This is a genomic window from Geobacillus sp. CAMR5420, assembly GCF_000691465.1.
GTDB lineage: Bacteria > Bacillota > Bacilli > Bacillales > Anoxybacillaceae > Geobacillus > Geobacillus thermoleovorans.
In genome coordinates, this window is record NZ_JHUS01000038.1 from 17,433 (window position 1) to 30,833 (window position 13,401).

Consider the following 13,401-nt stretch of genomic DNA (forward strand, 5'->3'; position numbering starts at 1 on the left):
TTCATTCCGTGCGGGAAAACAGTGATGTCTGAATCCAAAGCGAAGAGGCGGTAGTGTTCCCGCCTCTTCGCTATTGAGATGTTTTCGTCTTTTTGAATAGAGACCATAATCCCCATTTTGACGGTTTCCCTTCCCCCATAAAAGAGTCTTCTCCATGAATGATGGCGTCATCTTGGATCAAAACGGAGGCGGAAGGAAGGAATGCCGTCGCTTCATAGGTTCCGGAATCTGATTGCTGCCCGTCGGCTGAAATGTCGGATGCCGATGTTGGATCTTGCGTCACCGCCTCTTGGCTGCCGGGAGAAACTAGAGATTCCTGCTTCTCTTTGATTTCCATGTTTGGGTCTGTTTTGTTAGGTCGTTCATCCTCGTTTTTTAACGGGTCCGCTGCTTTATGAGTGCTTTCAAACCTTACTTCATCTGTCTGTGTAAACAATTGGTGGTCCTTTTTCTGTTCCAGCCTTGAAGCGTCTGAGCGTTTTCCTGGATTTGGATCAGTATGATCGTTCTGAACGCTGATATTCAATCGATTGTCCTCATCCTCTGCAGGTGGTGATGAATGCTGAAATGGGAGGCGTTGATGGGAAGACGGATGTTCCATTCGGACGCGTTTGATTGGGATCGATTTTTGTGAATATAGATGGGATGCATGAGTTTCTTTGCGTTTCACAGGTGAGACAACAATGGGTTGGTTGGTTCCATCCATAAACTCCTGTAATTTTAAAAAACTGTTAGGGGGTGGCGGCGCCTTTTCCGTTTGCATGTTTGTTGAAAAGGGATTAGCTGATTGGATCGGTGATGTTGCCGGTTCTTTCGATTTCTCATCAGAGGATGCCGTTAACCGCTCCATGAGTCGGGACAGCATCTCCTTCAATTCCATTGTATCGTCATTTGGCGAATCCTTGGGTGGGTCATTCCGCGATCGGGTTAAATCGGCGATTTGGTTCGAGAGATGCTTGATTTCACTGGCAAGACTTGTGACCTTTTCCATCATCAACTCCAACTCCATTTGTTGGGTGAACATATGTTTTTGCAGCATCAATGAGTCTTTTTGTCTTTCTAAATCCATTTTTGACAGTTTTTCTTCTGTTCCTTGAATTTTCTTGGTTAAAACGTCTACATCTTTTTCTAGTTCGTGTGTTTTGGCACTGTTGCTTAAAGCGTTTTGCAGTTTTGGAAACTCCTTTGCGATTTTCTCTATTTGTTCCTTCATCACCTTATAATCGTTTTCCATTCTCTCTGACCAAGATGTCCATGAGTCGATTGATTCGTTCATAAAAGAAAGAGTCCCGTCCTTTCGTAGTCGATTTTTTTCTTTTGTTTTTGTTCGTTCTTCATTCCATTCCATTTCCTTTTGTTGAAACGCCTTCAGTGTCGCTTCTAAAGACTGGATGTGTTTTTGATTGGCTTCCGCTTGTTCTTGCCAGTAGGCGCATGTTGTTTTCCATTGCTCCATCTCCTGCCGCAGCCATTCTTTTTCTTCCTCCATTGTTTTCAATGCTTCCGATAAGCGCTCGATCTCATTCTTTTGCTCGGACAGCAGCTCTTCATAACGGCGGCATTGTCCGATGAGTTCATCATGCTTCGCCTGGAGTTCATCCTTTTCCATGTGAAGACGCTCCCATTCTTCTTGAGAGCCTAATGAAGCGAGCAGTGTTTTGTATTTGTCCAATTCTGATTTCAGATGGATGATTTTTTGCTGCAATTGGGTGGTTTTTTGCTCCTTGCTCATGTCCATCACCTTTTTCCGCATGTCATGGTAGCCATTATATGCAGATATCGAAAAACGGGTGCCCTGCTTGCTCATGCATGAACCATATCATTTTTGTTTTCAAAAATGAATAAAAATAGTTGTTTTTACTATAACTTGTATTTCTCCCCATCATACTATAGAGTAGCCTGACAAAAATTCATGAAAGAAAGGATTGGTTCTATGCCTATCAATTTAGAGCAATTTGCTCAACAATTTGATCCAGAGTGCATTCAAGTGTGCAAAGTCTATGACTGGACGACACACGTTGTACAGCTGGCGCAAGACATCACATTCACATTCCCAAGCGGTTCGTTGGATGGAGTCACGGTTTCCCAAGTCAGCTGTTCGGTCACATTGTTGGAGTGTGGGGAAGACGCCCCTCGCCGGGATATTGAGTGCACGGTCGGCAATCAAATTGTGACGCTGCAAGCCGTCACCTTAAGCAAAACGATTCAAGTCGTGTTGGAGGTAACGGGAACGAACGCAACGGGCGCTCAAGTGACCATCGTCAGCAACCCCGCGTTAATCACAACCAGCGAGGAAGTCATCCTTTGCGCTCCAGAAGGCACAACGGTGTGCTGCAACGCTGTGCAAAACACCTTTAATACTTGTCACGTCGGGGCGTTTACACAAAGCGGAAACAGCATTACCGCCAATATTTCCATCCGTATTTGCCAAAGCATCGTTGTGACGTTTGAAGTCATTTTGGAAGTTGCCGCAAGGTTCTGCCAACCGCGCCCGGAAATCATCTGCGAAGAAGAATGCCCGGTGGATGTCTTTCCGCCGCAATGCCCCGCTGTGTTTCCTGCTATGTAGAAACGAGGTTTCCATTTTATGCGAAAAAAAGAGGAGATGTTCTCCTCTTTTTTTCATACCTATAGAATGCATAGAACACAGGAGGGGGAAGGATGATGGATCGGATTCCAGAGTTGGAACAGAAAATCCAAGCGATTGAGAAAGAGCTTCGCATGGTGAAGCAAGCTGTTGCGGAAATCAAGCGTTTGCCTCAACAGGTGTTGTCTGATGAAATTTGTGTCGTTTGCTATTTCACGTATTCCTTATTGCTTCCAAAGACAGAGGGGCAGAACGGGATGGTTGTGGGGAACTTCGTGATTCGCAATCTGGGATCTTCTCCATTAGAGCATCCTTACATTTGCCTGCGGGTTTCCCCGAAGGAACACGTGGCGTTATCGGCAAAGTTAGGAGGCGGCATTCAATACGATCGCCGTCTCAATCCGCTTGTCATGGAAGCTTGGCAATATATGAATGAGGAGGCAGAGAACATCGCGGAAGAGAAGGGGGAATTTTGGCTAAAGCCGGTTCATGTGTCACGCATTGAGCCAGGGCAAACGCTCTCTTTTTCTAATTTCCAATTTCAAGTCGGTAAGCGTGAAATCTCGACCACTTACAAAGCGGACGGATTTTTTTTCTGCCAACAGCTGCCTAATGGAGTGCGAGCATTGAACCATATTGTCATCCATGCTTGACAGCCTGAAGACCTACGCGCCATAAAGCAAAAACAACCGGCTCAGAGGGCAATCGCCTTTCGCTGAGCCGGTTTTGCCGGGTTATACGCTGCGAACAACAAGAGCGTTCAAGGCGCGAGTTTCCGCTGTGATGCCGCTTAACAGGGTAGATAAAATGCTCCCGTTCGTTTCAATGACAATGCGATAGACATGCGTCCCTACGCCTGGCGTGTCGACCCATGTCAAGTTCGGGAAAAGTGTTGTATTCACAGCGACTGAGAGTACGGGTAGAAGGGATTCGACATCAAGTGACGCAATTGGGACAAAAGCTCCTCCGTTTGTTGACCGTTCCAGCCTATAGGTGATCCCTGTCAAAGTAACGCCGGATAGAAGGGCTAAAACAGCCAGTTCCAACTCAACCATCGAATCGAGCTTGACGCGATCGCTGCTGAGCGTCGTAATCGGCTGCAAACGAAGCACTTCCGTGACGGCAGTTCCGGTCAGAGGAATGGTAATGGGCAAATCCGTTGAAGACTGCGTAAAGAACAATTGGGGAAACAATCCACCATTGCACACACAAACCATTCGTCTATCATCCTTTCCTAGTTTAGATTTGGTACTACTGTATTAAATGATAATGTTTAAAAAAATGATTAAGATTAATAACTATTTTTCTATAAAATGGTGTAATCATCCATGATGTAAGAGGGTGGGTATGACGAGCAACGGGACGTCAGCCTTTTGGCACCACGCTTTAAAAGAAATCAGGTTAATTACTTTTAGCTTGGATGCATGATCAAGACCGATTTCCGGAGAGTGATGTTAGGTTCTTATTTTTTCATATTAGGCGATGGACCTATGCATAATGTTTACAGGATACGTATATATACAGTATGAACACCCCTTATGGATAAAAAAACAGGGAGGCGTTATTGAGATATGACGTTATATGGCATGAATGACCATTCCATCCCTTCGCGCTCCAACGATGAATTGGCGCCGTTAATTGGGAAGACCGTCACTATTTATCGTGGAGGTCCGGAATCCAAAACCGGTAAATTGCTTGATGCCCAATCCGACTATCTTTCCCTTATGGACGGGTCATCCGTCATTTATTATGCACTGCACCATGTTCAAAGCATCACCGAAAACGCCAAACAGAATTCGATCCCTTCTGCTTCCGATTTGGCCAACCCATGATCCTGTGAGCGCGACCACTTCAATGGGAATATGCATGTATGAAGCGGCAAACAGGCTCAACCGGATGGTTAGCACGAACAGAAGAATCATCTTCATTTTGTTTTCCGATACTTTCATCTCATCGTAGGCAGAACGGTTCTGCAAAGGATGATGAAAAAACGAGAGGGGAGTAATAGGAACCGCCATTGGTGGCAATGTTTTCGGGATATCGTGATAAAAAACGAGAAACAACAACCCCAGCAAAAACAACAGCCCAAGCACTGAGGGAACAAACATCATCGCTGTCTGCATGTATAAGTTCATATCGATGATTTTTAATGAAATTAAATTGACCATGTTGCTTACGCCGATCGGGGCGCTCGAGGCGGTGGCAATCAACGCCCCGCTGATGAGATACGGTAATTTCTGATGTTTTTTCAGCTGAAAGCTGTTTAAAAGCAACAGTAAAATCGGCGTCGTGATCATGATGCTGCCGTCATTGTTAAAAAAAGCGTCATCAGAAAACAAAGAGCGTTGGTGTACCAAAATAACCGGATCCCTGACCCATTGGAACGCTGGGCAAGAAGAGAAGCGATCCAATGAAAAAAACCGATGCTTTCGAGCACAAGTGCCATGACAAGAGTTGAAATGATGGTCATGGCCGCCCCGCTTACTTTGATGCTAATATCCATGAGATGAGACGCGTTCACCGCTCCGCTGGCGATGACGATTAGCGCACCGATGGTTGCAGGAATGGCCTCATTCATTCCTTTAGGGTGCCAGTAAATGAGCATGATCGTAAAGAAAAAGGCAAAGAGGACCATAGCTGATGTAATAGACATCACTCCTTTCGCGTTTTTCCGATTTCTTTTGTTCCGTTCATCTCTTTCCATTGTCTATATATGTCTATATAGCTTGTTTGTACTGTATATATATGTGTCCTAAAATCATCTTGTCCTGTGCTATTCGTGTAATTTCTGCAAAATCCGCATTTTTTCGCCAAAGTTGATAGTCCAAGGAAAGTGGACGTACAGGAGAAAGACAGCAGCATTATTTCAAGCATGGGATGAACAAACGTTTCTCAGCCAAGCAATAGAGCTTGCATGAATAAAAGCTGACAAAGGCAAAGTACAGTAAAACGAGAGGCAAATGTCTCGGCAGGTCATATGCCTGTTCATGTTTTCTGTCCATACGTGTTTATTGCAAAATAAAAATGCAGAGATCTGCAGAGAATTTGGCTTAGGCCAACTTTACATGGAGAGGGGGGCGTGATAGCCTTTTTAGGCATAGCCAGCCCTTGATATTGCTGGCTTCCTGGCTTTTTCATCACGCCCCCAGAGGCTCCATGTCAAGTTGTAATTCTCTGCACTTTTCGTTGCGAAACTCTGTATTTTTTCTTTGCCGAAAATACATACGTTAAGAAGGACGCATCGAAGCTTCGTCTGAACCAAAAAAGGCGTGAAAAAACGGGACGTGTGCGCATCCATGACCGATATGAAACAGTGGCATGATCTTTCCATCAACTCCGTCAGATGTTAGAGTACAAAGCCCGTGTTATATGTAAATAAAAAGTGATGGTCGTTGATTCTAACCTGAAAAGAGCGCTTTAACAAAAAAAGGCGGCAGGCTGATCTCGTGCCGCATTTGGAAGGGAATGGGGCAAAGGTTGTGTTCGTCGACAACATTTATGTTTATGGGCGCAGCCCAGGGAGAAAGGTAACAGAGGATACGCCGAAAAACCCCCATACCAAGAAAGGAAAAATTCGCTTGCAGCTGAATAGGATGCTTATAGAAGCGCATCAGAGAGGAGTGCCAACTCTTATTTGCCATTTTCCTGATTTTTATGGACCGAATGAATAAAATCGCAAAGTTGCGAATCCAAATGTCGATTTGAATGAATAACCCGGCCGTCATAATCGTTTGAATAAAGCGGTTTCGCAAAAGCGAACCCATGGATGGATGGACTGGTTGCTGTCATAGCAGTTGTATATCCTCCTTTTTATGAAATGAACCCGTTTCCATGCTTATTTGACCTCTTCTCCTTTTTCGTTGGCCAAGCGCCAGCCGCAAACAAATATTGTATGCAAAAAATATTTTTTATCCTTTACTACTAAATATTAATTTATTATAATTTTAATGTACGAATCATTATCAATTCTAGTTGGCAGAAAAAGCAACTAGAAAAGATAATGGTGATATTTGAATATGGAAAGGGGAAGAGGAAATGAAAAACCAAAACCAACACAACACTTCCAAATGCCCGTATCATGGCAGCGTCACAAGCTACAACTCAAATCGAACAACCAATAAAGACTGGTGGCCGAACCAGCTGAACTTAAGCATTCTCCATCAACACGACCGAAAAACAAATCCTCATGATGAAGAGTTCAATTATGCCGAGGAGTTTCAAAAACTCGACTATTGGGCGCTCAAAGAAGATTTGCGCAAACTGATGACAGAAAGCCAAGATTGGTGGCCGGCCGATTATGGCCATTACGGCCCGCTGTTCATTCGCATGGCGTGGCATTCGGCGGGAACGTACCGCATCGGCGACGGCCGCGGCGGCGGTTCGACCGGCACGCAGCGCTTTGCCCCGTTAAACAGCTGGCCGGATAACGCCAACTTGGATAAAGCGCGGCGGTTGCTGTGGCCGATCAAGAAGAAATACGGAAACAAAATTTCCTGGGCTGACTTGATGATTTTGGCCGGCAATGTTGCCATTGAATCGATGGGCGGCAAAACGATCGGCTTTGGCGGCGGCCGGGAAGATGTCTGGCATCCGGAAGAAGACATTTATTGGGGCGCGGAAAAAGAGTGGCTCGCTTCGGAACGCTACAGCGGGGATCGCGAACTGGAAAATCCGCTTGCGGCTGTGCAGATGGGGCTGATCTATGTCAACCCGGAAGGCCCTGACGGCAAGCCGGATCCGAAAGCGGCAGCGCGCGACATTCGCGAGACGTTCCGCCGCATGGGGATGAACGACGAAGAAACGGTCGCCTTGATCGCCGGCGGCCACACGTTCGGCAAAGCGCATGGCGCAGGCCCTGCTTCCCACGTTGGCCCCGAGCCGGAAGCCGCTCCGATTGAAGCGCAAGGATTGGGATGGATCAGCTCATACGGAAAAGGAAAAGGCCGCGACACGATCACGAGCGGCATCGAAGGCGCGTGGACGCCGACACCGACGAAGTGGGATATGTCGTATTTCGATATGCTGTTTGGCTATGACTGGTGGCTGACGAAAAGCCCATCTGGGGCATGGCAATGGATGGCAGTTGACCCGAAAGAAGAGCATCTCGCACCGGATGTCGAAGACCCATCGAAAAAAGTTCCGACGATGATGATGACAACCGACCTGGCGCTTCGCTTTGATCCGGAATTCGAAAAAATCGCCCGCCGCTTCCATGAAAATCCGGATGAGTTCGCGGATGCGTTCGCCCGCGCTTGGTTCAAACTGACGCATCGCGATATGGGTCCGAAAACGAGATACTTAGGTCCGGAAGTGCCGGAAGAAGATTTCATCTGGCAGGACCCGATTCCAACGGTCGACTATGAATTGAGCGATGCCGAAATTGAAGAAATCAAAGCGAAGATTTTGAACTCGGGTCTGACGGTTAGTGAACTCGTCAAAACCGCTTGGGCCTCAGCCAGCACGTTCCGCAACTCCGATAAACGGGGTGGAGCCAACGGCGCCCGCATACGCCTTGCGCCGCAAAAAGATTGGGAAGTGAACGAACCAGAGCGGCTCGCTAAAGTGCTTTCCGTCTATGAAGACATCCAGCGCGAGCTGCCGAAGAAAGTCAGCATCGCCGATCTCATCGTCCTTGGCGGCAGCGCGGCGGTTGAAAAGGCGGCGCGCGACGCTGGCTTTGATGTCAAAGTGCCGTTTATTCCAGGACGGGGTGATGCGACGCAAGAACAAACTGACGTCCAGAGCTTTTCCGTACTGGAGCCGTTTGCCGACGGATTCCGCAACTATCAAAAGAAAGAGTACAGCGTCGGTCCGGAAGAATTGCTCATCGACAAAGCGCAGCTTCTAGGGTTGACCGCACCTGAGATGACCGTGCTCATCGGCGGTCTGCGGGTATTGGGCGCGAACTATCGCGATCTCCCGCACGGGGTTTTCACTGATCGCGTCGGGGTGCTGACGAACGACTTCTTTGTCAACTTAGTCGACATGAACTATGAATGGGTGCCGACAGACAGCGGCATTTATGAAATCCGCGACCGGAAAACGGGCGAAGTGCGGTGGACGGCCACCCGGGTTGACCTTATTTTCGGAGCCAACTCGATCCTTCGTTCGTACGCGGAATTTTACGCCCAAGACGACAACCGAGAAAAATTCGTCCGCGACTTTATCAACGCTTGGGTGAAAGTGATGAACGCCGACCGCTTTGACATTCATTTGAAACAAGCCAAAGAGTCGGTCACGGTTTAACCAGCAAAAAAGCAGCTTGTCCGTTTAAGGGGCAAGCTGCTTTTTTATATTCATATCCAGGGATTCTTTCTTAGACTTGTTGTGGATCAAAAGGGAAAGATTCGTTGAAAGGAAACTAGAGCGCTCAATTACCTGTTTTTATGCTTATGTGTCAGAGATTTGCAGAGAGAAAAGAGCCTTCGGAGAATCTTTGAGAATAGTATGTATTTTATTGACAAATTATGTGTTTTTCAGTATGATTGCGGCAGAATCAAATCAAGATCAAATAGCATAGGGAAAGGGACAGGACAAACGTTCACGTCAAAATAAAAAGACAGCTCAGCCCTGCCCAACGGTGGCGGGGAAAAGCTATCCTTCCGTACGTTGAGATGTTATCAGCCCTGCCCAACGGCGGCGGGGAAAACAACACCTTCTTTTTATGATTGTAAGGTATAAACGTGTTTTAGTCAACACAAAATGAATTTATGTATGGAAAGTAAAGGAGTTTACTTTAAATATGCACTACTTAATCTATTTTGATGAGAGCAATAAACTCGACCAGTTTAACGCTAACTATTCTTACTATGGGGCTTACGGAGGAACCGATGCCGCAATGGCAAGGGTTGTTAAGCAAGTTCGAAACATCTTTAAACAGTGTAATTCTTTTAGTGAACTTCATTTTCGAGAGTATACGAAAGACAACCTTGTCAAGAAATATTTTCAAACTCTTCATACGGTTATTAATGAGAATGTACAGATTAATATTCTAACCGTTAATAATAGGGATGCTTTGTATGCGGCACAGAAAATCGGATTAACGGCGACTGAACTAAGAAACTTATTCTATATAAGTTGAATTAAAGATTTACAACTGAACACACAAACGATCGATCGTTTGTTCTGGTTTCTGGTTGATTCGCTGAATAAAGGCTTGGACATTCTTTCTAATTTCTTGCACACTCGAATAGAACACGTTGTAAATCACGTCTGATTTTAGCCATTTCCATAGCCCTTCAATCAAGTTCAATTGCGGACTGTATGGTGGCAAAAAGACGAGCTCTAACCGATCTTCGTGTTCTTTTAAAAATGGCTGAATGAGTTTGGCATGGTGAATTCGAGCGTTATCTAAAATCATCACTATTTTGCCTGTGGGATAGCGTTCTAACACAAGTTGAAGAAATCGAAGAAATGTTTCCGCGTCATAGCGTTCTTCTTCGATGCAAAACACTTCCCCTGTTTCGTAGTTCAACGTGCCAATCAGCTTCAGCCCTTGATGTTTTCCAAACGTCGGAATGATTCGTTGTTTTCCTTTGACAAACCATGTTTTTTGAATCGCTTGGTAATCACGAATCATCGACTCATCTTGAAAGAGGACATGGGCGATGTTCCCATCTACCAGTTTTTTTTACTTCAGGGAAGGTGATTTCGACGAATTCTTTTTGTTTCTCTTCATCGGCATTGGCTAGTGTATAGGTCGGTTTCGTATAGCTTAGCCCTAACCGATGCAGAATGTCACTTGTTCCGCGAAGCGTGTATGTTGGCCCCCACTTTTGTTGAATGAGTTCAGCGATTATCGCAAGCGTCCAATTATATTTTGCTTCGAATCCCACATCTACGGGGAGCTGATGTTCAATGATCAAAGCCAGCTCTTTTTCCTGCTCAGGGGTCAATCGACGTGGGGCGCCAGGTGAGTATTTCATCTCCAGTCCATCAAGACCGCGCTGGGCGTAGGCATGAATATAGTTATAAATAGTTTTCTTGGATCGACCAATAATCGTTGCGATTTCTCCTTTGGTATATCCCTGCAAATGAAGATAAATCGCTTGGTAGCGTTCATATGCTCGTTTACTTTTTGCTTCTTTCATGGCAGTGGACAACTTTTCGATCTCGTCTTTGTGATTTGGCATCATATTTTCTCTCCGTTCCCCTATTTTCTCTTTGTATTTATTCGCCGTGGAACGGGAGAAAACCTTTATTTCAATTTATATATATCAAAATACCGGAAAGATTATTTTATGGAATGACTCGGGATTTATCAAGTCAAGAATCTGGAACGATTAAGGTGAAGATTAAGGTAGACCAGAATGATGAGTATGATAAGCTTTTTCTTGAAACGAAAATCATTGAACAGATGAATGCACATTCGGCTTATCGCAATAAAAATTACCGCGTTGTTAATGTTCTTTCTCAAAACTCTGTTAAATCAATACCTTTGCAAATAGTGGATACATTTATGGGGATGGTTATATTTTTGTTGGAACAAAATTATCTTGAATCGTCCAATACTGCCAAGATAAAAAGTGATTTAATATACCGGTTCCTTATTGAAGGAAATAACTTAATGAAGTTTCAACAGCAAATCAAACTATATAAATGGACGGGACACGAAGAACTCACCTTTGTCAATATCAGCGACTATGTATCACCTTTTATGGCTTATAAAGCAGCATATGATTCACAAGAAATAATACGAATTCAAAAGATCATGGTTGAGAATCCAGCGATGCCTCTAAAAGAGCTTAGACTCAAGACAGGCTATCCGAATACCATGAAGAACACACTGATCGGATACAAGGATCAGATTGAAGGGCGGGGTAGGAATTATTCTATTTTATGATTCTCTTAGTTAGTTTTTTTATCAATAAATATGAATCTTTGACACACAAAGAAAAGAAGGAGTTTTCCCATCATGGACGTTCGAATTCGGGCCATTTATGAAACCCGAGTTCGGCAGTCATGGCCGGCTGCATCTGTAAAATAGATCTGGAAAGGAGCGCCCGATGAGGATACGCAAATGTGCTAGAGCAGTGATCATCAATGAGCGAAACGAAATTCTTCTTCAGCAATTTGAATTTCGGGATGTAGTAGGGAACAAAGTGTTATGGGTTACTCCAGGAGGGGGCATTGAAGAAAACGAGACCCCAGCTGAAGCTTTAAAAAGGGAATTATACGAAGAACTAGGCATAGTGGTTGATCTTCTCGGTGGCCCCATATTCCAACTGGATGTATGGATTGAAGGAAAACAAGGTTCTTTTATTAGCCGGGAAATTTATTATCACGTTACGATCCAATCCGATACGGTGTTGTCTATCGAACATATGACAAAGAACGAAAAAGACACACTGAAAGGACTCAAATGGTGGAGCAAAGACGAATTGCAGAAAATCGACAACTTTGCGCCTCGTGAAATATTGAACTACATATAGTTTTCTGCTTTTCACTGCGCTGCGGTTGCAGCGAGTCGAGGGGGGAGTAGAGGGAATCGTGACGTTCCTTTCTCTACCCGTGGTGCTAGATAAACTTGATCAAGCATAAAAATAGCCCTTGCCTGCGGATCTCCTTAAAATGAAAGTGCGACCAAACATTGAAAAGGAGAATCCCCATGCAAGAGCACTTTCATTTTACTACAGATCGAGCCAAGATTCAAAAGCAATATGCCGCCATTTTCGTTTTTGTTTCTGCCCAACTTTCATGCATTCAGGTGCATCTTCATCGTCGAAATCGCCATTTTAACACACATTGAGAAAGAAACAGTAAGGTAAAAAAGAATTGATACTTCTGCCACAAAAGGAATCAAAAAGAGACATCATTCTTAATATTTTCATTCTTCTGATGGTGCTGTGTAGATGCGGCATGGTTGTCTCTCATGGAAGAACGAATGAACTTCCATCATCTGTAGTGCCGCGAAATGCAGCATGGGTGGCTATGATTCAAAAAGTTATTATCAACAAAAAGGTGGGGGTAATAGTGTTAGACAAGAAAAAAGTAGGAAATATATTAGGTGTCACGTCTTTGTTTCCTGTAATCATAAGTATCATTATTTTCTATGTTGAAAGAGGTCCAGATGCTGATGTTTATTTCGTGATCACAATTTATGGCATCTTATCAATTATTGGTATTTTATTCGCTGTGTTCTCGTGGTTGATGACGAAACGTTTCTTTCTGCCAATTATCAGCTTGATAGGAAATGGAGCGGTTTTGGCCATTGCTTTTCTTTTGCTATTGGCAATGGGGATTAGTGAACCATAAAAAAATATTCTTATTCAAAGATTCTGCCCGTAGTTGCAATCTTTCTTTTTCTCCTGTAAATACACAAAAGTAGGTGGTATATAAAAATGGAAATGAGTAAGTTTATACTTCTTGGCGATATATTGATTATGAAAGTAAAGATTGATGGCGTTGATTATACATTTAGCATTAGGTGGAAAGCACCGAAGAAACCTTATGATGAAACTTGGGAACTTGTATCATATGCGAAAAATTCGACTGGTGAAAAAGATTTAAGTGAAGAACAAATTAAGAAGTTTATGGATACAGTTAATCCTAAAATGAATTGGAATATAGCAGATTTTCAAAAGTAAACTTCTTGAACTAACGGGTGTTTAGTTTAGTAAAAGATAAAAAGAGCATACATATTATACATGACTAATATGTACGTTCCTTTATTTTTTAAGGCTTTTTATAATTTAGGTCTGTAGATGAGCAAATTCACTGACATAAATTAACAACTAAACAAAAAAGGAGACATGAACCCGATTCCTTGGTTAGAATAGATGTACCACCAACTATCCACAAGGAGGTTCATGTCT

At 44.1% G+C, this 13,401-nt stretch carries 13 protein-coding genes and 2 pseudogenes; 10 read left to right on the forward strand and 5 right to left on the reverse strand.

Going from position 1 to position 13,401, the window contains the following annotated elements; translation table 11 throughout:
- Positions 1–70 precede the first annotated feature (70 nt).
- A complete protein-coding gene (locus DI44_RS08210; protein WP_033025378.1) occupies positions 71–1,732 on the reverse strand; it encodes a hypothetical protein in 1,662 nt (553 codons plus the stop codon).
- A gap of 201 nt (positions 1,733–1,933) precedes the next feature.
- On the opposite strand from DI44_RS08210, the gene DI44_RS08205 reads away from it, so the two are divergent.
- Positions 1,934–2,569: a hypothetical protein gene (locus DI44_RS08205; protein WP_033025379.1), complete on the forward strand. Its 636-nt coding sequence runs from the start codon at positions 1,934–1,936 to the stop codon at positions 2,567–2,569.
- A 92-nt stretch (positions 2,570–2,661) separates the two neighbouring features.
- Positions 2,662–3,240 (forward strand): hypothetical protein, encoded by a 579-nt coding sequence (locus DI44_RS08200; RefSeq protein WP_033025381.1) that lies wholly within the window; start codon positions 2,662–2,664, stop codon positions 3,238–3,240.
- An 81-nt stretch (positions 3,241–3,321) separates the two neighbouring features.
- On the opposite strand, the gene DI44_RS08195 is transcribed toward DI44_RS08200, so the two are convergent.
- From DI44_RS08195 to DI44_RS19730, 3 genes are all read right to left on the reverse strand, one after another.
- Positions 3,322–3,804 carry a hypothetical protein gene (locus DI44_RS08195; RefSeq protein WP_033025383.1) on the reverse strand — a complete coding sequence of 161 codons (483 nt, stop codon included), beginning with the start codon at positions 3,802–3,804 and terminating at the stop codon, positions 3,322–3,324.
- A 516-nt stretch (positions 3,805–4,320) separates the two neighbouring features.
- Positions 4,321–4,884, reverse strand: a complete 564-nt coding sequence (locus DI44_RS19725) for an ArsB/NhaD family transporter (protein ID WP_347229971.1) — start codon at positions 4,882–4,884, stop codon at positions 4,321–4,323.
- The gene (locus tag DI44_RS19730) at positions 4,881–5,240 is read right to left on the reverse strand and encodes an ArsB/NhaD family transporter (protein WP_347229972.1); all 360 of its coding nucleotides are present in this window, start codon (positions 5,238–5,240) and stop codon (positions 4,881–4,883) included. Before DI44_RS19730 ends, DI44_RS19725 begins: the two co-directional genes overlap by 4 nt.
- 778 nt (positions 5,241–6,018) lie before the next feature.
- Between DI44_RS19730 and DI44_RS19450 the strand changes: the two are divergent.
- The 3 genes and pseudogenes from DI44_RS19450 to DI44_RS08185 all read left to right on the forward strand — a co-directional run.
- Positions 6,019–6,252, forward strand: a pseudogene (locus tag DI44_RS19450) (hypothetical protein); the annotation flags it as partial.
- Between the two features lie 370 nt (positions 6,253–6,622).
- Positions 6,623–8,833 (forward strand): catalase/peroxidase HPI, encoded by a 2,211-nt coding sequence (gene katG / locus DI44_RS08190; RefSeq protein WP_033025385.1) that lies wholly within the window; start codon positions 6,623–6,625, stop codon positions 8,831–8,833.
- Between the two features lie 496 nt (positions 8,834–9,329).
- Entirely contained in the window at positions 9,330–9,668 is a 339-nt protein-coding gene (locus tag DI44_RS08185; RefSeq protein WP_050483835.1) for a hypothetical protein, read from the forward strand.
- 9 nt (positions 9,669–9,677) lie between these two features.
- Here DI44_RS08185 and DI44_RS18050 read toward each other — a convergent pair.
- Positions 9,678–10,722, reverse strand: a protein-coding gene (locus DI44_RS18050) for an IS630-like element ISBs2 family transposase (RefSeq protein WP_015374552.1) whose coding sequence is annotated in 2 segments (ribosomal slippage) — positions 9,678–10,217 and positions 10,219–10,722 — 1,044 coding nt in all. Because the reading frame shifts where the segments join, the coding sequence is not laid out codon by codon here.
- Positions 10,723–10,832: 110 nt separating this feature from the next.
- Here DI44_RS18050 and DI44_RS08170 point away from each other — a divergent pair.
- The 5 genes and pseudogenes from DI44_RS08170 (at position 10,833) to DI44_RS08155 (ending at position 13,173) form a co-directional block, all read left to right on the forward strand.
- Positions 10,833–11,429, forward strand: a complete 597-nt coding sequence (locus tag DI44_RS08170) for a hypothetical protein (protein WP_230847148.1) — start codon at positions 10,833–10,835, stop codon at positions 11,427–11,429.
- A 163-nt stretch (positions 11,430–11,592) separates the two neighbouring features.
- Positions 11,593–12,018, forward strand: a complete 426-nt coding sequence (locus tag DI44_RS08165; RefSeq protein ID WP_015374844.1) for an NUDIX domain-containing protein — start codon at positions 11,593–11,595, stop codon at positions 12,016–12,018.
- A gap of 176 nt (positions 12,019–12,194) precedes the next feature.
- A pseudogene (locus tag DI44_RS18730) lies at positions 12,195–12,320 on the forward strand (IS982 family transposase); the annotation flags it as partial.
- 197 nt (positions 12,321–12,517) lie between these two features.
- On the forward strand, positions 12,518–12,841 hold the full coding sequence (locus DI44_RS08160; protein WP_216367745.1) for a hypothetical protein: 324 nt from the start codon (positions 12,518–12,520) through the stop codon (positions 12,839–12,841).
- An 86-nt stretch (positions 12,842–12,927) separates the two neighbouring features.
- Complete coding sequence (locus DI44_RS08155) at positions 12,928–13,173, forward strand: hypothetical protein (RefSeq protein WP_020755374.1); 246 nt, start codon at positions 12,928–12,930, stop codon at positions 13,171–13,173.
- Positions 13,174–13,401: the final 228 nt, after the last annotated feature.

Bases quoted from the DNA above. Each gene is read 5' to 3' on its own strand.
- DI44_RS08210 (WP_033025378.1), bottom strand. From the start codon at position 1,732: ATGAGCAAGGAGCAAAAAACCACCCAATTGCAGCAAAAAATCATCCAT.
- DI44_RS08185 (WP_050483835.1), top strand. From the start codon at position 9,330: ATGCACTACTTAATCTATTTTGATGAGAGCAATAAACTCGACCAGTTT.
- DI44_RS08170 (WP_230847148.1), top strand. From the start codon at position 10,833: ATGACTCGGGATTTATCAAGTCAAGAATCTGGAACGATTAAGGTGAAG.
- DI44_RS08205 (WP_033025379.1), top strand. From the start codon at position 1,934: ATGCCTATCAATTTAGAGCAATTTGCTCAACAATTTGATCCAGAGTGC.
- DI44_RS08195 (WP_033025383.1), bottom strand. From the start codon at position 3,804: ATGGTTTGTGTGTGCAATGGTGGATTGTTTCCCCAATTGTTCTTTACG.
- DI44_RS08160 (WP_216367745.1), top strand. From the start codon at position 12,518: ATGATTCAAAAAGTTATTATCAACAAAAAGGTGGGGGTAATAGTGTTA.
- DI44_RS08155 (WP_020755374.1), top strand. From the start codon at position 12,928: ATGGAAATGAGTAAGTTTATACTTCTTGGCGATATATTGATTATGAAA.
- DI44_RS19730 (WP_347229972.1), bottom strand. From the start codon at position 5,240: ATGTCTATTACATCAGCTATGGTCCTCTTTGCCTTTTTCTTTACGATC.
- DI44_RS08200 (WP_033025381.1), top strand. From the start codon at position 2,662: ATGATGGATCGGATTCCAGAGTTGGAACAGAAAATCCAAGCGATTGAG.
- DI44_RS19725 (WP_347229971.1), bottom strand. From the start codon at position 4,884: ATGATCACGACGCCGATTTTACTGTTGCTTTTAAACAGCTTTCAGCTG.
- katG (WP_033025385.1), top strand. From the start codon at position 6,623: ATGAAAAACCAAAACCAACACAACACTTCCAAATGCCCGTATCATGGC.
- DI44_RS08165 (WP_015374844.1), top strand. From the start codon at position 11,593: ATGAGGATACGCAAATGTGCTAGAGCAGTGATCATCAATGAGCGAAAC.